Source organism: Fundidesulfovibrio soli (assembly GCF_022808695.1).
Classification (GTDB): Bacteria; Desulfobacterota; Desulfovibrionia; order Desulfovibrionales; family Desulfovibrionaceae; genus Fundidesulfovibrio; species Fundidesulfovibrio soli.
Map to the genome: position 1 here is coordinate 54666 of NZ_JAKZKW010000002.1, position 19402 is coordinate 74067.

General features: G+C 67.1%; 20 protein-coding genes. 11 read left to right on the forward strand and 9 right to left on the reverse strand.

The window, feature by feature from the left end; all coding sequences use genetic code 11:
• Positions 1 to 2 precede the first annotated feature (2 nt).
• The gene (locus tag MLE18_RS04070; protein WP_243367547.1) at positions 3 to 1658 is read right to left on the reverse strand and encodes an ATP-binding protein; all 1656 of its coding nucleotides are present in this window, start codon (positions 1656 to 1658) and stop codon (positions 3 to 5) included.
• Positions 1659 to 1766: 108 nt separating this feature from the next.
• Between MLE18_RS04070 and MLE18_RS04075 the strand changes: the two genes are divergently transcribed.
• The 3 genes from MLE18_RS04075 to MLE18_RS04085 are packed head-to-tail and all read left to right on the forward strand — an operon-like array spanning position 1767 to position 4190.
• Positions 1767 to 2906: a metallophosphoesterase gene (locus MLE18_RS04075; RefSeq protein ID WP_243367549.1), complete on the forward strand. Its 1140-nt coding sequence runs from the start codon at positions 1767 to 1769 to the stop codon at positions 2904 to 2906.
• A complete protein-coding gene (locus tag MLE18_RS04080) occupies positions 2903 to 3805 on the forward strand; it encodes a hypothetical protein (protein WP_243367551.1) in 903 nt (300 codons plus the stop codon). The genes MLE18_RS04075 and MLE18_RS04080 overlap by 4 nt, the downstream gene beginning before the upstream one ends.
• On the forward strand, positions 3780 to 4190 hold the full coding sequence (locus MLE18_RS04085; protein WP_243367553.1) for a PqqD family protein: 411 nt from the start codon (positions 3780 to 3782) through the stop codon (positions 4188 to 4190). The genes MLE18_RS04080 and MLE18_RS04085 overlap by 26 nt, the downstream gene beginning before the upstream one ends.
• A 41-nt stretch (positions 4191 to 4231) precedes the next feature.
• On the opposite strand, the gene MLE18_RS04090 is transcribed toward MLE18_RS04085, so the two are convergent.
• Together MLE18_RS04090 and MLE18_RS04095 are read right to left on the reverse strand one after the other, a co-directional pair.
• On the reverse strand, positions 4232 to 5998 hold the full coding sequence (locus MLE18_RS04090; RefSeq protein WP_243367555.1) for a serine hydrolase domain-containing protein: 1767 nt from the start codon (positions 5996 to 5998) through the stop codon (positions 4232 to 4234).
• Complete coding sequence (locus tag MLE18_RS04095; protein WP_243367557.1) at positions 5991 to 6821, reverse strand: purine-nucleoside phosphorylase; 831 nt, start codon at positions 6819 to 6821, stop codon at positions 5991 to 5993. Before MLE18_RS04095 ends, MLE18_RS04090 begins: the two co-directional genes overlap by 8 nt.
• 44 nt (positions 6822 to 6865) lie before the next feature.
• Here MLE18_RS04095 and MLE18_RS04100 point away from each other — a divergent pair, with 44 nt between their 5' ends.
• The 8 genes from MLE18_RS04100 (at position 6866) to MLE18_RS04135 (ending at position 14190) form a co-directional block, all read left to right on the forward strand.
• Positions 6866 to 7621 (forward strand): motility protein A, encoded by a 756-nt coding sequence (locus tag MLE18_RS04100; protein WP_243367561.1) that lies wholly within the window; start codon positions 6866 to 6868, stop codon positions 7619 to 7621.
• Positions 7611 to 8351, forward strand: coding sequence for an OmpA/MotB family protein (locus MLE18_RS04105; RefSeq protein ID WP_243367563.1), 741 nt, complete (start codon positions 7611 to 7613; stop codon positions 8349 to 8351). The genes MLE18_RS04100 and MLE18_RS04105 overlap by 11 nt, the downstream gene beginning before the upstream one ends.
• Positions 8348 to 8746 carry a PilZ domain-containing protein gene (locus tag MLE18_RS04110; protein ID WP_243367565.1) on the forward strand — a complete coding sequence of 133 codons (399 nt, stop codon included), beginning with the start codon at positions 8348 to 8350 and terminating at the stop codon, positions 8744 to 8746. The genes MLE18_RS04105 and MLE18_RS04110 overlap by 4 nt, the downstream gene beginning before the upstream one ends.
• A gap of 31 nt (positions 8747 to 8777) precedes the next feature.
• Positions 8778 to 10136 carry an ATP-binding protein gene (locus tag MLE18_RS04115; RefSeq protein WP_243367567.1) on the forward strand — a complete coding sequence of 453 codons (1359 nt, stop codon included), beginning with the start codon at positions 8778 to 8780 and terminating at the stop codon, positions 10134 to 10136.
• A gap of 31 nt (positions 10137 to 10167) precedes the next feature.
• Positions 10168 to 12417, forward strand: coding sequence for a carboxyl transferase domain-containing protein (locus MLE18_RS04120; RefSeq protein ID WP_243367569.1), 2250 nt, complete (start codon positions 10168 to 10170; stop codon positions 12415 to 12417).
• A 10-nt stretch (positions 12418 to 12427) separates the two neighbouring features.
• The gene (locus tag MLE18_RS04125) at positions 12428 to 13078 is read left to right on the forward strand and encodes a biotin attachment protein (protein ID WP_243367571.1); all 651 of its coding nucleotides are present in this window, start codon (positions 12428 to 12430) and stop codon (positions 13076 to 13078) included.
• Between the two features lie 171 nt (positions 13079 to 13249).
• The gene (locus MLE18_RS04130; RefSeq protein WP_243367573.1) at positions 13250 to 13597 is read left to right on the forward strand and encodes a hypothetical protein; all 348 of its coding nucleotides are present in this window, start codon (positions 13250 to 13252) and stop codon (positions 13595 to 13597) included.
• Positions 13598 to 13671: 74 nt separating this feature from the next.
• Positions 13672 to 14190: a single-stranded DNA-binding protein gene (locus MLE18_RS04135; RefSeq protein WP_243367575.1), complete on the forward strand. Its 519-nt coding sequence runs from the start codon at positions 13672 to 13674 to the stop codon at positions 14188 to 14190.
• 79 nt (positions 14191 to 14269) lie between these two features.
• On the opposite strand, the gene MLE18_RS04140 is transcribed toward MLE18_RS04135, so the two are convergent.
• From MLE18_RS04140 to MLE18_RS04165, 6 genes are all read right to left on the reverse strand, one after another.
• Positions 14270 to 15100, reverse strand: a complete 831-nt coding sequence (locus tag MLE18_RS04140; protein ID WP_243367577.1) for an alpha/beta fold hydrolase — start codon at positions 15098 to 15100, stop codon at positions 14270 to 14272.
• An 86-nt stretch (positions 15101 to 15186) separates the two neighbouring features.
• On the reverse strand, positions 15187 to 15753 hold the full coding sequence (locus tag MLE18_RS04145) for a hypothetical protein (protein ID WP_243367579.1): 567 nt from the start codon (positions 15751 to 15753) through the stop codon (positions 15187 to 15189).
• 66 nt (positions 15754 to 15819) lie between these two features.
• Positions 15820 to 16329, reverse strand: coding sequence for a hypothetical protein (locus MLE18_RS04150; RefSeq protein WP_243367581.1), 510 nt, complete (start codon positions 16327 to 16329; stop codon positions 15820 to 15822).
• A 78-nt stretch (positions 16330 to 16407) separates the two neighbouring features.
• Entirely contained in the window at positions 16408 to 17493 is a 1086-nt protein-coding gene (locus MLE18_RS04155; protein ID WP_243367583.1) for an ADP-ribosylglycohydrolase family protein, read from the reverse strand.
• A 275-nt stretch (positions 17494 to 17768) separates the two neighbouring features.
• On the reverse strand, positions 17769 to 18776 hold the full coding sequence (locus MLE18_RS04160; RefSeq protein ID WP_243367585.1) for an inorganic phosphate transporter: 1008 nt from the start codon (positions 18774 to 18776) through the stop codon (positions 17769 to 17771).
• Positions 18769 to 19398: a DUF47 domain-containing protein gene (locus MLE18_RS04165; protein ID WP_243367587.1), complete on the reverse strand. Its 630-nt coding sequence runs from the start codon at positions 19396 to 19398 to the stop codon at positions 18769 to 18771. The genes MLE18_RS04160 and MLE18_RS04165 overlap by 8 nt, the downstream gene beginning before the upstream one ends.
• Positions 19399 to 19402 lie beyond the last annotated feature (4 nt).

A 19402-nucleotide genomic window follows, 5' to 3' on the forward strand; every position in this document is an offset into this window, starting at 1 on the left:
CGTCAGACCGCCGGGACGTAGACAGTGAAGGTGGTCCCCTTCCCCAGCGTGCTCGTCACGGTGATGCGCCCGCCCAGCTTTTCGATGATCCCGAAGGCTATGGCCAGGCCGAGCCCGGTGCCTTCGCCGGGCTTCTTGGTCGTGAAGAAGGGGTCGAAGATCTTGTCCAGCGTTTCCGGTGAAATGCCGCAGCCCGTGTCGGTGAATACGGCCGCGAGTTCGTTCTTGTCGGCGTGGTAGCGGGTGGTCAGGGTGATCTGCCCGTTCTTGCCGATGGCGTCGATGGCGTTGTCGATGAGATTCAGGAACACCTGCTGCAGTTGCGTCGGGTCCGACTTGGTGGGGGGCAGGTTCTCCCCGAGGGTCAGGCGCACGTCGATGTTGCGCAGCAGGGCTTCGGTCTTGAGGAACTGCACTGTCTCGCCCAGGAGCTTGTTGAAATCCACCTCGTGCAGGGATGGCTCCATCCTGCGCGCGAACCCGAGCATGCGGTGGGTCACGGTCTTGGCGCGCTCCACGTGGTGCTCGATGCGGTGCACGGAGTCGTAGATTTCCTTGAATTGGGGCACGGCCTTGACCTCGTCCTCTTCAAGCAGGTCCTTGATCCAGCCGGCCTGCTCGCGGATGATGGCCAGGGGGTTGTTGATCTCGTGGGCCACGCCCGCCGCCATCTTGCCCAGGGCGGCCATCTTGCCGGACTGGGTGAGGTTGGCGTCCAGCTCGGCCTTCTCGCGCTCGGCCTTCTCCAGCCTGCGCACCATGGAATTTGTGACGATGACGGTGCCGGCGATGATCACGGCCACGCCCCCGGCCAGCAGCAGCCAGACGAGGTATTCGGCTTCGAACAGGGGACGCAGTTCGTCCTCGGGGTCTTCGCGGATGACCAGCATCCAGTCCTTGTTTTCGAGCCACGTCCAGCCATACAGATAGGAGCGGTGGCTCACCGTGAGCTCCTGCACGCGCACGCCCTGGAAGCGGCCCTCCACGCGGAAGGGCAGCTCCATGTCCTCCATGGCGTGGCCGCCGAAGCGGGGGTTGGTTTGGAGCACCTGCTTGTCGTTGAGCAGGAAGGCGTCGCCCTTGCGGCCCATCTGCACGCGCTTCACGAAGGATTCGAAGATGTCGGAGTCGATGGTGGCCCGCACGATCCAGGATCGGTTGCCCTCCCGGCGCAGCACCGCGATGATGATGTGGGGCACCTTGCGGAAACCAAGGAACACGTCCGAGATGTAGACGCCCTTGGACGTGACCTTGGCGAACCACTCCTCGTTCTTGTAGTTCAGGCCCTCCAGGTTGTAGGGCCCGGCGTAGGCCATGTGGTAGCCGTCCATGCCGATGACGCCGATGTCGATGTAGTAGCGCGTGGAGCTCTGCATGAGCGCGAAGATGCGCTCCAGCGCGGGCTGATCGGAGGATTCCTCAAAGCTGAGGGCGCTGGCCAGGGTCGTCACCTGGCTCAACCGCTCGTTGAGGAAGAGGTCGATTGCGTTGCGCTTGCTCTCCACCAGGGTGCGCAGGTTGCCTCGCAGGGCGTCCTGGTAGGCGCTGGAGAAGCGTTGCTTGATCCCGATGCCCAGCACCAGCAGCGGCAACAGTGAAAAACCCACCGTGAACACGATGATGGAGAGGCGCAGGCGTTTAAAATCGAGTGTTTTCATCTCGCCGCCAGAAGAAGGACGGTAATTTGTTATTTTGGGCGCATGGTAACGTGATGGACAGGCAGGGGCAAGTCCGTCTATCAGCGGGGGATCATTTTTGAGGACACCATGACCATTCTCGGATTCCACGGCGCGCATCCGCTGCTGCTGCTGGCCTTCCCCCTCGTTCCGGCGATCGTCCTGGCGGGCCCGGTGCTCATGTGGCGCTGCCGGGGCAGGCTGGGGCGCGACCGGCATCGCCTTTTCGTCCGGCTGTACTGCGGCTTGCCGTTGGCTGCTCTCGTCGCAGTGGCGCTCGGGGTCCAGGACGTTATCAGTCGTCTGTTTTTCTATCTCAGCCTGCTTGCGGCGCTGGCCGTGCTGGACGTGCTCCTGGCCCTGGCCGTGATGCGCGGGGGCCGCCCCGCCGGCGGCGCGGCGCACGACGGCTCCAGGCGTCGCTTCCTGGCCTGGGGCACCGTGGCCGCGGCTGGGTCGCTGGCCGTGGTCCCCGTGCTGCGCGGGGGGGAGGGCGAGTCCTCTCCAGGGGTGATCGAACGGCGCATCGAGCTGACGCGAAGCCCCAAGGCAACGCCGGGCAAACCGCTGCGCCTGAGCCTGATCACCGACCTGCACGCCGGGTTCTTCCTGCCTGACTCAAACCTGGAGCAGGCCCTGGCCCTGGTGCGCGGCTTCGGGCCGGACGTGATCCTCTTCGGGGGCGACCTGGTGGAATACCACCTGGAAACGGCCGCCCAGACGTCGCCCTTCTTCAAGGCCCTGGCAGCCGTCGCCCCGGTGTTCGCGGTGCTCGGCAACCATGACTGCTACATCGACCCCGAGGCCGTCTGCGCCTTCCACCGGCGCAACGGAGTCATCCCCCTGCGTGACAGCCGCGTGGAGCTGTCCGGCCCCTGGGGGCGCTTCCAGCTCTGCGGCGCGCGCGACTACTGGGAGCGCGACAGGCGCATGGCCTGCCTGGACGGGGCGGACCCGGACTCCACCCTGCTGCTGGCCCACAACCCGCAGAGCGTCATGGAGCTGCCCACCGCCAGGCTGCCCTGGCTGAGCCTCGTGGGGCACACCCACGGGGGCCAGATCCGCCTGCCCCTCATGGGGCCGCTGGTCAACCAGGCGGACAGGCGTCTCGGCCCGGGCCTGAGCGAGGTGGACGGCCGCAGGATCGTGCTCTCCGCCGGGCTGGGCTTCGCCGGGCTCCCCATCCGTGTGGATTGCCCCCCGGACGTGACCAACGTGGTCCTGCTGTGAGCGGGGCGCACCCCATCTTCTGGGACGGGCTGGGCCTAGAGGCCCCCGCCGGGTGGGAGCCAGCCGCCCTGGGCAAGGGGTACCTGCGCCTGGACGACGCGGACGGCCCGCGACTGACCTTGCGCTGGCAGCGCGTGAAGCCCGGGTCGGCACCGGCCGGTGTGCTGGGCAGGCTCAAGCGCAAATACCGCTTCGCACCGGACGACGCTCCTGGGCCGATGGCGGCAAAGCTCGGTGAAGTTCTGGCCCCGGGTGGGGCCGTGCTGGCCTGCCTCGGGCCGGACGGGGGCGAGGCCGTGTTGTGTGTGCTCCCCGGACTCCAAGGAGCTGGGGGCGCGGACCTGGCCGTGCTGGCCGTGCCTCATGCACATCCTGCCGAAAGCGCTGAGCCCTGGCTGGGCTGCGCCCGCACCCTGCGCGCGTCGGACCCCGGCCTGCTGCGCCTCTACGACGTTTCGGCGCAGGCCCCGCCGGGCTTCACCCTGGCGGAATGCAGCGTCCAGCTGGGCCATTTCAGGTTTCTCTTCCGGGCCGGGCGCAGCAGCCTGGAATACCACCGCTTCGCCCCGGCGCAGGCCATCCTGCGCGGCACCAGCCTGGAGGCCTGGGCCGGGAAGGTGTTCCCGGACAGGCGGGGCAAGGCAAGGGTATTCGTCCCGGGGCGGCTCCAAGGGCCGGACTTCGCGGCGGCGCTCCATCCCCCGGCGGAGGTCCAGGCGGGCGCGGCCCGACGCCTGGCCGCGCGCTGGCTGCCCGCCCTGCGCCTGCTGCGGGCGGCGGTCTGGCTCGGGGACGAGTCCAGGATCCTGGCCGTGCTGGCCGTGCACACGGGGGAGCTTTCCCCGCAATTCTTCAAGGAGGTCTGCGCACGCTATGTGGTTCAAACGCCGCCCCGCTAAGCCGGTTGAGCCAGCCCCCGCCCCGGAAGGTGCGGAAGAGAGGCGGCGCAACCTGGACATGCGCCCCGCGCGCAACCGCCTGGTGCGCGAGGAGCGCACGGAGCAGGGGTTCGCGCGGCTGATCTATCTGAGCGCCTACAAGCCGTGGTTCGCGGGCATGGCCCGGCGGCTGGGCATGTGGGACGGCAAGCCTCTGGAGCGCAAGCTGGAGCTGGACGAGCTGGGCACCTTCTGCTGGGAGCTGATCGACGGCCGCAACTCCGTGCGGGATATGGCCGCGCGTCTGGCGGAGCATTACAGCCTGCCCGGGCGCGAGGCCGAGCTGGCCGTGGCGGGGTTCCTGCGCGAGCTGGGCAGGCGGGGAGTCATCGGCCTGAGAGACTAGGGCGGAGCGCCCGCCTCCGCAGCCCCGCCTTCCCGGGAGGCTCAGGGCATGCGTTTGAAGTGGTAGCCGGAGTAGTACAGCCCGTCCTCAACGGCCCGGAGCGTCGCGCCCGAGCCGATGCCCAGGCCCGCCACCACTGCCTGGTCGTCCCCCAGCACGACGAGCGGGGATACGGCCGGGATTGACGGCGCATCTTCCCCGGGAAGCGACACGCCGATCACCGCCATGAGCTGGCCGTCGCGCACGGTCAGGGCCAATGCCTTGTAGCACAGCCCGGCGCATTCGCCCGAGGCGGCGTAGACACCCTGCCGGGCCGTCCAGGCCTCGGGGATGGACTTGTTCTCGAGCTTCACCAGAGGCACGGGCCTGGCCCTGCCCCTGAGCACCAGCACGTCCTGCCCGTCGGGGTGCACGTGCTCCAGATACTCCTCTTGCCCGGCCTTGGGCAGCTGGGGCAGCAGGCTCTTTTCCGGCTGAAGCCGCAACAGGCCGCCCCTGGCCGGGGTGAGCTCCACGTCCCGTCCTTCCACGCTGGCCTTGAGCACGCCGTCCACCAGCCGGATGGTGCTCAGCAGGCCGCCCTCTCCGGCATAGTCGCCTGCATAGGTGGCCAGCTCCTCCGGGGTGAGCTTCTCCGGCCGGAAGGCCTCGGGCCTGAACACGCGGCTCCCGGGCACGGGGCGGGCGGCGGGGCCCGGGCGCGAGGCCACGGCCAGCTCCAGGGCCTTCAACGCCATGTCGGAGATGAAATGCGCGGCCTCCTGCGAGTTGGCCAGCACCACCACCCCGAGCTTGCGGTTGGGCTCCATGGCCATGAAGGCCTGGAAGGGCAGGGCCGTGCCCGCGTGCCAGATCAGCCGGCTTCCGTCGGAGAGGTTCAGCCCGGATAGCATGAAGCCAAGCCCCATCTGGAACTCGAAATCCAGGGGCAGGCCGGGAAACTGGGGCGTGACCATCTGGCGGAAATACCGGTGGGAGAGGACGTCGCCCCCTCCGGCCAGCATGGCCTGGATGAAGGCGGCCATGTCCGTCGCGGTGGAGTAGAGCGACCCGGCGGGCAGGTCCCGCAGGGCGGGGCGGGGCGTCTCCTTGCCGCCGGAGTAGCCTTGCGAGTAGCGCGGGGCCAGCTCCGGGGTCATTACATAGCTGGAGCTGGTCATGCCCAGGGGCTCCAGCAGGCTCCAGCGCACGGACTGGTCGAAGCTCTGGGCCTGCACCTTCTCCACCATGCGCCCAAGCAGGCTGAATCCCACGTTGGAGTAGCGCCAGAGCTTGCCCGGGGGGGCGGCCATGCTCTCCTGCGCGAGTGTGGGGATGTAGGCCGCCAGGGACTGCGGATGGTCGGACCACATGCCCGCCACCACGTCCGTGGGCAGGCCCGAATGGTGGGACATGAGCATCCGCGGGGTGATAAGCGTGTCCGGCCCGAAGCGGCTGCGGATGGAGAATTCGGGGACGTAGGTCTTGATGTCGGCGTCGATGTCCACCAGCCCTGATTCGGCCAGTTGCATCACGTGAACGGAGCTGACCGCTTTGGAGATGGAGCCCACCCGGAAGATGGTGTCCAGCGTCGCCGGGACGCCCCTGGCCTCGTCGGCCAGGCCGAAGGCCTGCGCCCAGAGGGCGTGCTGGTCGTCCACCAGGGCGATGGTGAGACCCTTGACGCCGTGGCGGGTCATGTTCTTGCGGATTTCCGCCTCCAGCTCCCTGCCGCCGGTGAACGCGCCCCTGGCGGCCCAGCCGGGGGGGCACAACGTCAGCACGGCCACGAACGCCAGCAGCGCGGCGGTGCAAGTGAGCCTACCCATCGAGCTTCTCCACAATGTCGGCTAGAAGGAGGCTCAGGTCCTTACCTGAACTCTGCGCCACGGCCAGCACCTCCTCGATGCTCACCTCGGCCATGCAGTCGGGCAGGTTCTTGTTCACCAGGCAGGAGAGGCCAAGCACCTCCAGGCCCATGTGCCTCGCCGCGATGGCTTCCATCACCGTGGACATGCCCACCGCGTCCGCGCCGATGGCCCGCAGGAAGCGGGTTTCGGCCGGGGTCTCAAGCTGCGGCCCGGCCACGCCCGCGTAGACCCCGAGCTCCAGGCGCAGCCCCAGGTTCATGGCGCGGTCCTGGGCGATCCGCAGCAGGCGGGGGCTGTAGACCCGGCTCATGTCCGGGAATCTGGGCCCCCAGGAGTCCTCGTTGGGACCGGTGAGCGGGCTGCGCCCCGTCAGATTGACATGGTCCACAATGGCCAGTAATCCTCCTGCGTTGTACTTGGGGTCGAGCGCCCCGGCCGCGTTGGTGATGATCAGCGTGCGCACGCCCAGCAGGGCGGAGACGCGCACCCCCATGCAGACCTGGCCCGGTGTGTACCCTTCATACAAATGAAAGCGCCCCTGCCACACCAGCACGGGCCTGCCCCTGAGCGCGCCCGCCAGCAGGCGTCCGGCGTGGCCCGGCACCGTTGATTCGGGAAAGCCGGGTATCTCGCGGTAGTCCGCCGAGAGCACGGGGGTAAGGCCTTCCGCCACGTCGCCCAGGCCCGTGCCGAGGATGACGGCGGCCTCGGGCCTGAAGCCCGGGGGCAGCGCTCCGGCAAGGTGCTTCACTGCCTTCTCCACTGAAATTCTGTCCTGCATTGGGCGCGCCTTCTCCGGGTAGTTTGACGAGGAGAGTTGTAGCGATGGACATAGCGACCCTGCTCGGGTTGACCACCGGCATGGGGTTGGTGCTCGGGGCCATCTTTATGGGCGGCTCCCTGCTCCAGTTCATGGACCCACCCGCCGTGATGATCGTGGTGGGTGGCACGCTGGCCGCCATCTGCGTCAGCCATCCTCTTGAGGAAGTAGTACAGGCCTTCAAGGCAGGCTTCAAGATATTCGCCTCGCGCAAGGTCACCGCCCAGGAGGTGGTGAACGTCATGGTGCGCATCGCGGACATCTCCCGCCGGGAGGGCCTCCTGGCCCTGGAGAAGATCCGCACGGACAACATGGTCCTCAAAAAGGCCTGCAAGCTCATCGCGGACAACGCCGGGCCGCAGCTCATCCAGGACACGCTGCGCATCGAGATCCACTCCCTCAGGCGCCGCCATCAGATCGGCGAGACGGTCTTCAGGTCCCTGGGCACATTCTCCCCGGCATTCGGTCTCATCGGCACGCTCATCGGCCTGGTGCAGATGCTGGCGCGCCTGGAGAACCCCAAGACCCTCGGCCCGGCCATGGCCGTGGCCCTGCTCACCACCTTCTACGGCGCCCTGCTGGCCAACCTGGTGTTCCTGCCCGTGGCCGGAAAGCTCAGGGCGCGCACCCAGCAGGAGCTGCTCAACCTGGAGATCATCTTCGAGGGCGCGCGCTGCATCCTCCAGAACAACAACCCCGTGCTCGTGCGGGACAAGCTCTCCTCCTTCGTTCCTCCCAAGGAGAGGACCTATGGCGGATGAGAACGGACTCTTCGATGATGAGCAGGAGGACACCTCGCTGCCGCAGGTCTGGGTCATCACCCTGGCCGACCTCTCCATGCTGCTCATGGCCTTCTTCATCTTTCTGTTCTCCCTGGCCTCGCTCAAGCCGGAGGGCGTGACCGAGACCCTCGAGAGCGTGCGCAAACAGCTCAAGGGCGGCACCACGTCCATGCGGCCCCTCTCCAAACCGAGCGACGCCATCACGGAGAAGGCCCTGGAGCAGGTGAACCTCCGCGAGCAGCTCATCAAGCGGGAACGCCAAGTCTACGAGGACCTCACGGCCTTCCTCAAGGGGCGCGGCGAAACCTCCATGCGCACCAACCTCGATGGCGCCCGCGCAATCATCTCGGTGCCCACCGACGGCATGTTCGCCCCCGGGGACCCGGGCCAGCTCACGGACCTGGGCCGCCAGCGCGTGACGGCCATCAAGGATTTCCTGGCCCGCCACCCGGACCAGCGCGTGCATATCAAGGGCTTTACCGACGACGTGCCCCCGCCGCCCCAGTCCAGGTTCCGAAACAACTGGGAGGTGTCCTCCCTCGAGGCCGTGACTGCCTTGCGCTTCCTGCTCTCCCAGGGGGTGCCCCCGACACGGTTGACATCCACCGGGTTAGCTGATTTAGAACCTCTTTTCCCCAATACGAGCGACGCCAACCGGGCTCGCAACAGACGCCTGGATTTCGTCCTGGAAGTGCAGGTTGAGGGATGAACGAACTGGAATTCAGCTACGAGGGCGACGCCAACGAGCACCGCAAGGCCTTCAGGGCCAGTATGCCCGGCCTCGTCGCGCTGGCGGCCGGGATGCCCGAGCCGTACCACGTGGGGGACGTCAGCGCGGGCGGAATCTCCCTGGCGGACCCGCGGAGCCTGCTCCAGCCCGGCGACGAGCGTGAGCTTGACCTCGTGTGCAAGGGGCGCAAACTGATTTCCGGCCTTGCGGCCCGGGTGGCCAGGCGCAATGGCGAGCTGGCCGGGCTCACATTCACGGACCTCACCTTGATCCAGGAGCAGAAGCTGGACAAGCTGGTGCTTGAGGTCCAGAAGTATCAAATCACTCAAAGCAAAAACCGTGGGTGCCACATTGACGACGAGCACGCGACATAAAGTACTGGTTGCGAACCGGGGCGAGATCGCCATGCGCATCATCCAGGCCTGCTGCAAGCTGGGCCTGGATTTTGTTTGCGTCTACACCGCCGAGGACGAAGCCTCGGGCCACCTCTCATTGGCCAGGGAGCTTGGCGGCCAGGCCTTCCGCATCAGCTCCTACCACGACGCCAACGAGATCATGGCCGTGGCCGACCACGCCGGGGCCACCGCCGTGCATCCGGGCTACGGCTATTTCGCTGAGGACTACCGCTTCGCCCGCCGGGTGTGCGAGCGCACCCGCCCCATGATCTGGATCGGACCCAGCTGGCGCGTGATCCGCACCCTGGGCGACAAGATCAACACCAAGCGGCTGGCGCGCTCCCTGGGAGTGCCCACGGTGCCCGGGTCCGACAGGCCCGTCTACGACGAGCTCGAGGCCGAGGAGATCGCGGACTCCCTGTTCCGCTTCCAGGCCGAGCAGGGCATCGACCTGGCCCGCGTGCTGGTCAAGGCCTCTGCGGGCGGCGGCGGCATGGGCATCGAGGAGGTCCACAACCTGGACCACTTCAAGACCGTGTACCGGCGCATCCGCAACTACTCCAAGCGCCAGTTCCACGACGAGGGCGTGCTCATCGAGCAGCGCATCCTGGACTTCAACCACCTCGAAGTGCAGATCGCGGCCGACCGCCACGGCTCCATAGCCCACTTCGGCACCCGCAACTGCACCATCCAGTCCACCGGACGCCAGAAGCGCGTTGAGATCGCCCCCGGCTTCGCGCCGGACCAGATCAAATACAGCTTCGACGCCGGCAAGGTGCTGGACGACATCACAAACCACTCCCTGGCCATCGCCAAGGAGGTCGGTTACGACAACGTGGGCACCTGGGAGTGGATCGTCACCCCGGCGGGCCAGCCCTTCCTGATGGAGGTCAACACCCGCATCCAGGTGGAGAACGGCGTTTCCGCCGCCATCTCGCGCCTCAAGGGCCAGCCCGGGGTGGACATCATCAAGGAGCAGATCCGCATGGGCCTGGGCGACCCCATGGGCTTCACCCAGCAGGACATCACCTTCGAGGGCATCGGCATCGAGTACCGCATCATCGCCGAGGACCCCGCCAACCGCTTCACCCCCTGGGTCGGACGCATCGACCGTTTCAACCCGCCCCAGGCCCCCTGGCTCTCCATGCATTCCCAGATCCCGCAGGACAAGCCCTACGTGATCCCCACCGAGTTCGACCCCAACCTCGCCCTGGCCATCATCTGGGGCAAGGACCTGGCCGAGGCCAAGTCCCGCGGTGTCGAGTTCCTGGACCGGCTGGTGCTCGAAGGCCAGGACCAGGAAGGCAACCCCATGAAGTCCAACATCGCCTTCCTGCGGGAGAAGACGTCGGACATCCTGGTGTTCTAAACAACGCCAACACACGAAGCCAACCAACCCTATGGATATCGAAAAAAGCACTCAGGAGCTGGCCGACAGGCTCCAGTACATCCAGGACATCTTCGGCTCCCGCCAGCCCGGGGACGTGGGACTGCTCGCCGAGAAGCTCGCCGAGTTCCGCGCCAGGGAGCAGGCCGAGGCCATGCCCCAGAAGGTCAAGCTGCTCGCCCAGCTCCAGGACCTCTTCGATTTCGTGGAGAAGAAGCTCGACGCCGAGCTGGTCCCCATGGACAAGGTGCGCATCGTGCGGCATCCGCAGCGCATCACCCTCAAGGACATTCTCGAGTTCGTCTACGACAACTACACCGAGATCGGCGGGCAGGACGAATACTCCATCGACCCCTCCATGGTCATCGCCAGGGCCTACGTCACCCGCCGCATCGGCGACAAGGTGCACAACCAGCCCGTGATGGTCATCGGGCAGGAGAAGGGCCACGGGCAGGAGTTCCGCAACGGCGGCTCCGTGAAGCCCTGGGGCAACGCCAAGGCCCTGCAGTACATGAAGGTCGCGGAGACGGAGAACATCCCCATCCACACCTACGTGTTCACCCCCGGCGCCTTCCCCGTGGAGGACTACCCCGGCGCGGCCCAGCAGATCGCCCGCAACCTCTACGAGATGTCGGCCCTGCGCGTGCCCGTGATCGCCTGCTTCTCCGAGGGCGGCTCCGGCGGCGCCGAGGCCATCGCCCTGGCGGACACCAGGCTGATGCTCTCCCACGGCTACTACTCCGTCATTTCTCCCGAAGGCGCGGCGGCCATCGAGTCCGGCATCCGCCAGGGTCAGCGCGCCCCGGTGAGCATGATCGAGGAGTGCGCCGAGCGCCTGAAGATCACCGCGGCCGACAACCTGCGCATGGGCTACATCGACCGCGTGGTGCACGAGCCGCCCCTGGGCGCGCGCCCCTACCATTACGATTTCTTCAAGCGCCTGCGCCAGGAGATGATCATGGCCACGGACGAGGCCTTCCTGGGCGTCAAGGGCCTGGGCCTGATCCGCGGCATGGCGCTCAAGCGCCGCAAGCAGGACACCGTGGCCGACCCCGAGTCCATGTTCGTGCGCTGGGTGCTGGACGAGGGCGCGGCGGACCGCCTGGTCTGGAAGCGCTACAGCAAGTTCCGCAACATGGCCAAGGACGCCATGCGCGACAAGACCCCGGCCTCGCGCCGCCTTGCCGACAGCCTGCAGCAGGTCTCCTGGTCCACCTACTCCTACCTGCGCTACGAGTTCCTGCGCACCTACGGCGAGAAGCTCAAGACCCTGGTCGAGGAGACCAGGGCCGAGGCGGGCGTGGTGCTCGAAAAGGTGCTGCGGCCCTTCAAGAGCGGCTCCGCGCGCAAGGTGGACACCCAGACCATCCAGAAGCTCACCGAGCTCTCCTGCGCCGAGGAGGGCATCTGCCTCACCGCCGACTGGGACGAGGGCTACGTGAGCCCCAAGGCCCGGGAGGACAAGGCCGTCACCTGTCCCAACTCCTCCACCCACGGCTGCCTGGACCTCTGGGCCCCGGACCTCTTCGGCGACTTCGCGGGCGTGTGCCAGTACTGCGGCCACCACTTCCCCATGGAGTACCAGTGGTTCCTGCACAACGTGCTGGACAAGGACTCCACCGTCGAGTTCGGCCAGGATGTCGAGGCGGGCAACCCGCTGGACTACCCCGGCTTCGACCAGAAGATCGAGGAAGCCAAGAGCAAGAACAAGATCAAGAGTTCCTGCCTGACCTACGAGGCCTCCATCGACGGCATCAAGATCGTCATCGGCGTGCTGGTGGCCCCTTTCCGCGGCGGCACCGTGGGCGCGGCCGAGGGCGAGAAGTTCATCCGGGCCCTGTCGCGCGCCCGCAAGAAGCACTACCCCTTCCTGGCCTACGTGCACGGCACGGCGGGCATCCGCATCCAGGAGGGCACCAACGGCGTCATCCAGATGCCCAGGGCCACCATGGCCGTGCGCCGCTACATCGAGGCGGGCGGGCTCTACACAGTGCTCTACGACACCAACTCCTACGCGGGCCCGGTGGCCAGCTTCCTGGGCTGTTCGCCCTACCAGTTCTCGGTGCGCTCGGCCAACATCGGCTTCGCCGGCCCCGGCGTCATCAAGGAGACCACCGGCATCGACATCGCGCCCGACTACCACAAGGCCTACAACGCCTTGGCGCGCGGCCACATCCAGGGCATCTGGGACCGCCGCGAGATCAGAAACAACCTGGTGCAGGCCTTCCAGACCATCGGCGGCCGCAACCTGTACTACCGCTAGGGGGTCATCCGTGCAGGACGTGAAAGCCATCCTCGAGGAAATCAAGGCCTCGCCGTACGAGGAAGTCGCCATCCTGGCCCCCCACGCGGGCAAGGTGCAGTTCAAGGTGGCGGGTGAGGGGACCAAGGTCTACGCCCCCTCCGGCACCTGGAGAGAGAAGCCCGGCACCCTGTTGGCCACCCTGGAGCGCGAGCGCAACCCCAGGCCCATCACCTGCACCCGCAAGGGCGAGGTGCAGAGCGTGAACACCCAGCTGGACGGCACCTTCGTGGAGGCCGGAACCCCGCTCATGGTGCTGCGCCACTTCTTCACCAAGGAGGAGGTCACCCAGGCCATCCTGAAGAAGGTGCTCTTCCTGTTCCCCGCGCCGGAGCGGGCCAAGTACCTCTTCGCCCCCGAGGTGGACAAGAAGGTCAAGGTTTCGGGCTGCCAGTCCATCAAGGTCAAGGACGGCATGGACCTCTTCATCGTTTCGCGCATGAAGCGCGAAAAGCCTCTGGCCTATAACGGGCCCGAGGGCATACTCTACGCCGTGTACTTCTCCTACGACCAGAACGTGGACGCGGGCCAGCCCCTGGTCAGCGTCTGCCCGGAGAACCAGATGGACATGATCCGCGACGTTGTGAACCGGGTGCAGTCGGACTGGGAGGAGCGCGAATAGCGCTACGGATGGTGCTCGGTGCGGCTCAAGGGCTCCCGGGCCGGACGCGAAGCCGGGTGGGAGTCCAGAGGGTCGAAGACCCTTTGGCCGCCGGAGGCTTTTTTCCACGGCCGGTCGGCGTTGCATGTGGCGTACTTACCGCTATGACACCTCTCTTGAGGAGGACGGGTGATGAGCAAGCTGCTGCAGGTGCGCGTGAGCGTTTCGACCCTGGACATCGCCGCCGTGGAGCGGGCCTGGCCCACCTTGTGGGACATGGCCTACCCCCCCGGCAACGACTACGCCCCGGCCAGGCAGGGCGTGCTCGAACTGGTGGACACCCTGCACGCGCGCATGGCGGCGGGGGAGCTCTCCCCGGCCATCCGCAAGGGGCTCACCCCCGGCCTTGAGGCCGTGAGCGGCCTCGTGCGCAGCCTGCAGGACGCCCTGGGCACCTGGAACGTCCACGAGGCCCAGGCCCTCACCCAGAAGATCGAGGACGCCCTGGACGCCCTGGAAGACAGGGCCGGAACGCTGTAGGCGAAAAATATAAAGACCGCCGCGCCCCCGGGCGCCGGCGGCACGACACTCAAGCAATCACCTGGAGGTGCCGCATGGCCGGCAGCGTCAACAAGGTCATTCTCATCGGCAGGCTCGGGCAGGACCCGAAGCTCACCTATCTGCCCTCGGGCCAGCCCGCGGCGGAGTTCTCCCTGGCCACGGACGAGTCCTTCAAGAACCGCGAGGGCCAGAAGGAAGAGCGCACCGAGTGGCACCGCGTCAAGGTGTACGGCAAGGTCGCCGAGACCTGCGCCAACTACCTGAGCAAGGGCCGCCTGGTGTTCATCGAGGGCAGCCTGCGCACCCGCAGCTGGGACGACCAGCAGGGGCAGAAGCGCTACATGACCGAGATCGTGGTCTCCGGCCCCGGGCACACCGTGCAGTTCATGGACTCCAAGGGCGGTGGCGTGGAGGCGGCTCCCGGCGGCGAGGGCGGCTGGAACGAGCGCAAGGGCGGCGGACAGCCCCCCAGGCAGCAGGGCGGCGGACGCCCCCAGCAGCAACCCCGCGAGGACGACCACGGCCCCGCCTTCCCCTCGGAGGCCTCGGGCATGGACGACGTGCCTTTCTAGGCCCGCTCCGCCCATAGCATCGCAGACGAGAGAGCCCGCTCATGGCGGGCTCTCTTTATTTGTCCGGGGTGGGCCAGGGCTACACCTCCCCCTCCTGTATGAACCAGAGCAGGTCCGCGTTGACCTGGTCCTTGTGGGTCGTGCACATGCCGTGGGGCGCGCCGGGGTAGACCTTGAGGATCGAGCCGGGCACGAGCTTGTGCGCCAGCATGGCCGAAGCACCGATGGGCACGATCTGGTCGTCGTCGCCGTGCAGGAACAGGGTGGGCACGTCCACCTTCTTGAGATCCTCGGTGAGGTCCGTCTCGGAGAAGGCCTTGACGCAGAAGTAGCAGGCCGGGAACCCGGCCGCCATGCCCTGCCGCCAGAAGGCGTAGCGAACGCCCTCGGAGGTCTTGGCCCCCGGGCGGTTGTAGCCGTAGAAAGGCACTGGCAGATCATTGAAGAACCCGGAGCGGTCGGCCTGCACGCCCGCCCTGATCCCGTCGAAGACTTCCATGGGCAGGCCCCCCGGGTTGGCCTCGGTCTTGAGCATCAGCGGCGGGATGGCCCCGATGAGCACGGCCTTGGCCACGCGCTTGGAGCCGTGCCTGCCGATGTAGCGCACCACTTCGCCGCCTCCGGTGGAGTGGCCCACGTGGACGGCGTCCTTGAGGTCCAGTTCCTTGACCAGGCGGTGCAGGTCGTCGGCGTAGGTGTCCAGGTCGTTACCGTGCCAGGGCTGGTCCGAGCGGCCGTGGCCCCTGCGGTCGTGGGCGACGCAGCGGAAGCCCCTGGAGGCCAGGAAGAACATCTGGTCCTCGAAGGCTTCGGAGGAGAGCGGCCAGCCGTGGCTGAACACCACGGGCTGCCCGGTGCCCCAGTCGTTGTAGTATATCCTCGTGCCGTCCTTCGCCTTGAACGTGGGCATGGATTGTCTCCCATCGGACGGCGGCCTGCAGCGCCGCCGTCCGTCAATGCGCGCCCGTCCCGCGAGGGACGGGCAGCGCCGTTACGCTAGTACATTCTCAGGCACTGGTCGTTGTCCGAGGCGCAGTCCTCCATGCAGGCCTTCCGCTTGGAGGAGGAGAGCCCGGAGCAGCGCTCCTTGCATTTCCGAAGCTCGCTTGCGCAGTAGGAGGGGCTTTTGCCGCTCTGCAGCGCGGGGTAGACCTTGGAGTCCCTCAGCAGCGGCAAGGGGTCGATGGGCTTGCCAGGGCCTGATTCGTCGATGAAGTGCATGGTCCCGTCGTTGTCGCGGTAGAAGAGCCGCCCGGAGTTGTCCAGGGAGTAGGGCCTCTCGTCTCCCTTGAGGTAGAACACGTTGCTGTCTCCGTTCTGCTCCGTTATCACGCCGCGCCGCTGGATGGTGTGCAGCGCGCCCTGGTCGTCCACATAGTAGAGCTGGCCGTTGTCGTCCCTGTAGACGCGGGTGGGCCGCTGCTGCGTCCCTTCAGCCCCTGGGGCGGGGGCGGGCTTGTATGCCTGGGAGTCCGTGCCCAGCAGGCAGAGGGCCGCCAGGATGACGGCGACGCTCAGCGCGCGCAGGGCATTCGGGAGGATGTGTCTGGTCGTGTCTCGCATCTCGGCTCCTTATGTTCTGGATTGCTTCTCTGGGGGTCATTTTCACTCAGGGTTTTCCCGGCGGGCTCAGCGGTCTCTGCAGTTGCGGCGGATCTCTTCGCAGATGGCCACGCAGTTGGGCCTGTCCGCCGCCTGCCTCGGGGAGATGCCCCGGCATCCGGCCATGCAGCTCTCCACCTGCGCGGAACAGGGGAGCGCCCTGGGAGCCCTCGCTTCGCTGCCGGGGATGACGGTGTAGGGCTGGGGGCTGGGCGGAGGGGCGCTCTCCACGGGGTGGAACCGGCCGGAGGAGTCCAGGTAATACAGGCCTGTGCCCCCGCGCTCCACCACGGGGCGGTCGTCGTCCTCGATGTAGTAGAAGATGCCCTCCACACCGCCGGGGTCGCGCGCCTCGCGCACGATGCGGTGCAGGGTGCCCTTTTCGTCCAGGTAGTAGCGTTCGCCGCTTTCGGTGCGCACGATGCGCCCGCCGGGGTCCTGCCCGGTGTTCTGGGCCGCGGCCCGGTGCGGTGCCGCCATGAAGGCGCAGAGCGCCAGCAGGGCCATCGGTATGATCTTTCGGTACGCAAGTCTCATGGAGCCTCCTCGATCTGGAGAATTACTCCATCCTTGCACCTTTTCGCGCCGGGCCGTCAACAGGCGGATGAAGCGCGATCAGCCTGTCACGGCCGCGTCGGCGAGAGCGCCCGCCAGGCCTTGCAACGCGGGCGCATCCTCCAGCCCTTCCAGGAAGCGACGCGGAATGCCCCGCAGGCCCGTCTGCGCCCCGGCCAGGGCTCCTGTCAGGATGGCCCTGGCCTGGTTCTGCCCCCCGCCGTTGACCGCGTGGAGCACGGCGGACTCGAAGTCGTGCTTGAAGCGGGCCGCCAGGTAATACGCCGCCGGGAGCTGGTGGTAGATGGCGCAGGGCATCCCGTAGACCAGGGATACCTTCCAGGCCGGTTCTATGCTGACGCCGGGGTCGGCGGCTGCTGCTGCCATGTACGCGGGCGAGAGCAGCGCGTCCGGGGAGGCGAACCTTCCGGCGCGGGGCGGGTCCGGGTCGCCGGGGCGCGGCGGCTGGAGATCGTCGCGCGTGACCGCGTGGAAGGGCAGCTCGCCCCGGTGCACAAGCTCCATGAGCCTGCCGGAGATGCGGGCGTCCAATGGATGCCCTTGCACCAGCTGTCCCAGCACGGAGCAGAAGGCCACGGTCATGGAGAGCACCAGGTCGTCGCCCTGGGTCAGGGCCGCGTTGCGCGCCACGGCCGTGGCCAGCTGGCCCGGATGCAGGGCGTAGCGCACGGCGATGGCCAGGCAGCGCTCAATGGCCTCGGTGGTGTCGGCCGGGCCGCCGGGCTCGCCCCAAGGCCTGCCCTGGACCGTGCGCCGCCTCCAGGCCTCGCGTATGGACTGGCTGGTGTAGCCGCCGGGGCCGCTGGCCGGGGTGCCGTCCAGGTGCGGGAAGAGCTCCTCGTCCAGGCGGCGGCAGAAGTCCTCCTGGTCGTACCCGCCGCGCTCCACCAGGGAGCGCAGCGTCAGCGCCAGGATGAAGCCCGCCTGCGAACTCTGGCCCGCCTTGAGGCCCTCGTGGTAGCGCCCGGGCCTGGGGTCGGTGTAGCCGTCGATCCAGTCGCCGTAGTCGCGGCGCAGTTGGTCCAGGTCGTAGTACCAGTGCGGGCCCAGGCCAAGGGCGTCGCCCACGAAGGCGCCCATGATAGCGCCCATGGCTCGGTCCCGGATGTCGGGGGTGTTCGGCATGGCCGTGCTCCTTTTGAAGGAATGTACCTGTATAGCCCCGCTTTGCCCACCCGCGCCAGACGAATGTGCGGCAAGATCAGCGAAGCCAGAGGGGATTCCAAAGGGAGGAACTCCCTTTGGCCGCCGGAGGCCTCTGCTTGCGCGAGGAGCAGTAGAACGCCTAAAGGGTCTTCGGCACTCTGCACTCCCTTTTCGCTTAGCGCCGTGCGGCGCCATGGAAAAACAAAGGGCCGCCCCCGGCTGGGAGCGGCCCTTCGGGCGTGCATGGAATTGGTTCAGCTGATGCCCAAGGCCTCCAGGGCCCAAAAGCAGAGCGCGGCCACGAAGGCGGCGGCGGGGATGGTCAGCACCCAGGCGACCACAAGGTTGCCCGCCACGCCCCAGCGCACCGCGGAGAAGCGCTTGGAGGCCCCCACGCCGATGACCGAGGTGGAGATGGTGTGCGTGGTGCTGATGGGCGCACCGAAGCCGGAGGCCCCCATGATGACCATCGAGGCCGCGGTCTCGGCGGCGAAGCCGTGCACCGGCTCCAGCTTGAAGATCTTGTGCCCCATGGTCTTGACGATCTTCCAGCCGCCCATGGCCGTGCCCAGGCCCATGGCCACGGAGCAGACAACCTTGACCCAGAAGGGGATGGTCACCTCGGGCAGCTGGCCGAAAATCACCAGGGCCAGGGTGATGATGCCCATGGTCTTTTGGGCGTCGTTGAGGCCGTGGCTGGTGGCCATGAAAGCCGAGGAGAGGATCTGCAGCTTCTTGAAGGCCGTATTGACGGTGTGCGGGTGGGCCTTCACGCACATCCAGGTGATGAGCACCATGAGCAGGTAGCCGCCCAGGAAGCCCGCCATGGGCGAGAGGAACAAGGGCAGCAGCACCTTCTTGGCGATGGAGGCGTAGCTGGGGGCGGCCCAGCCCTTGTAGGCGATGGCCGCGCCAATGAGCCCGCCGATGAGCGCGTGGGAGGACGACGACGGCAGCCCCAGGTACCAGGTGAGCACGTTCCAGAAGATGGCCCCGAGCAGGGCCGCCAGCACCAGGATGCGGCACCCCGAGACCATGTCCGGCCCGACGATGCCGCTGCCCACGGTATGGGCCACCTCGGTGCCCAGGAACGCGCCGAAGAGGTTGAGGGCGGCGGCCATCATCACCGCGGTCCTGGGCGAGAGGACCTTGGTGGAGACGATGGTGGCTATGGCGTTGGCCGAGTCGTGCGCCCCGTTGGTGAAGTCGAAGACCAGGGCGATGACTACGATGGCCACGAGCAGCAGTGGGACCTCAAGCATTTTTGAGCAGCACCCCTTCGAGCACGTCGCTGAGTCGCTCGGCCCGCTCCACGGCCTGCTCGATGCGGCCGTATACGTGGTTCCACTTGATGACGTGCAGCATGCTCTGCGGCTCGTCCTTTTTCTGGTCGAAGAGCTCGCCCAGGCCGACCAGCAGGAGCATCTCGCACTCGTACTTGTGGGCCTTGATCTTCTCGATGTGCTCCTTGGCGTGCTTGTTCTTGGAGAGCTTGTCCAGCACCTCCCCCGCTTCCTCGATCATCACGCGCAGCGAGCGCACCAGGCGGCGCGACGGATAGAGTATCTCGCCGCAGTCGAAGAGGCCGATGCGGGTGGCCGTGGCCTTGATATGATTTATCAGGGCCTCCTGGGTGATGTTGATCTGGTGTATGTCCTCGCGGTCCAGGGGGGTGATGAACGTGGAGGAGAGCTCGGCAGCGATGTTGCGCGAGATGGTGTTGGCTTCCGCCTCGATGATATTGATGAGGGTGCAGCGGTCCTCAACGTCTTCAAAGGTGTTGAAGAGCTCGTCGAGGATGATGACCGCTTTTTTCACCTTGCGGTTCTGTTCTTTGAAGAGGTCGAAAAATTTGACCTCTTTCGGGAAAAGGCTGAATCCCATGCGG

What these genes read in the sequence shown, in the direction of transcription:
- MLE18_RS04085 (WP_243367553.1), top strand. Translation starts at nt 3,780, where the DNA reads ATGTGGTTCAAACGCCGCCCCGCTAAGCCGGTTGAGCCAGCCCCCGCC.
- MLE18_RS04115 (WP_243367567.1), top strand. Translation starts at nt 8,778, where the DNA reads ATGCGCATCATCCAGGCCTGCTGCAAGCTGGGCCTGGATTTTGTTTGC.
- MLE18_RS04160 (WP_243367585.1), bottom strand. Translation starts at nt 18,776, where the DNA reads ATGCTTGAGGTCCCACTGCTGCTCGTGGCCATCGTAGTCATCGCCCTG.
- MLE18_RS04145 (WP_243367579.1), bottom strand. Translation starts at nt 15,753, where the DNA reads ATGCGAGACACGACCAGACACATCCTCCCGAATGCCCTGCGCGCGCTG.
- MLE18_RS04105 (WP_243367563.1), top strand. Translation starts at nt 7,611, where the DNA reads ATGGCGGATGAGAACGGACTCTTCGATGATGAGCAGGAGGACACCTCG.
- MLE18_RS04165 (WP_243367587.1), bottom strand. Translation starts at nt 19,398, where the DNA reads ATGGGATTCAGCCTTTTCCCGAAAGAGGTCAAATTTTTCGACCTCTTC.
- MLE18_RS04130 (WP_243367573.1), top strand. Translation starts at nt 13,250, where the DNA reads ATGAGCAAGCTGCTGCAGGTGCGCGTGAGCGTTTCGACCCTGGACATC.
- MLE18_RS04100 (WP_243367561.1), top strand. Translation starts at nt 6,866, where the DNA reads ATGGACATAGCGACCCTGCTCGGGTTGACCACCGGCATGGGGTTGGTG.
- MLE18_RS04135 (WP_243367575.1), top strand. Translation starts at nt 13,672, where the DNA reads ATGGCCGGCAGCGTCAACAAGGTCATTCTCATCGGCAGGCTCGGGCAG.
- MLE18_RS04095 (WP_243367557.1), bottom strand. Translation starts at nt 6,821, where the DNA reads ATGCAGGACAGAATTTCAGTGGAGAAGGCAGTGAAGCACCTTGCCGGA.
- MLE18_RS04075 (WP_243367549.1), top strand. Translation starts at nt 1,767, where the DNA reads ATGACCATTCTCGGATTCCACGGCGCGCATCCGCTGCTGCTGCTGGCC.
- MLE18_RS04140 (WP_243367577.1), bottom strand. Translation starts at nt 15,100, where the DNA reads ATGCCCACGTTCAAGGCGAAGGACGGCACGAGGATATACTACAACGAC.
- MLE18_RS04090 (WP_243367555.1), bottom strand. Translation starts at nt 5,998, where the DNA reads ATGGGTAGGCTCACTTGCACCGCCGCGCTGCTGGCGTTCGTGGCCGTG.
- MLE18_RS04155 (WP_243367583.1), bottom strand. Translation starts at nt 17,493, where the DNA reads ATGCCGAACACCCCCGACATCCGGGACCGAGCCATGGGCGCTATCATG.
- MLE18_RS04110 (WP_243367565.1), top strand. Translation starts at nt 8,348, where the DNA reads ATGAACGAACTGGAATTCAGCTACGAGGGCGACGCCAACGAGCACCGC.
- MLE18_RS04150 (WP_243367581.1), bottom strand. Translation starts at nt 16,329, where the DNA reads ATGAGACTTGCGTACCGAAAGATCATACCGATGGCCCTGCTGGCGCTC.
- MLE18_RS04070 (WP_243367547.1), bottom strand. Translation starts at nt 1,658, where the DNA reads ATGAAAACACTCGATTTTAAACGCCTGCGCCTCTCCATCATCGTGTTC.
- MLE18_RS04120 (WP_243367569.1), top strand. Translation starts at nt 10,168, where the DNA reads ATGGATATCGAAAAAAGCACTCAGGAGCTGGCCGACAGGCTCCAGTAC.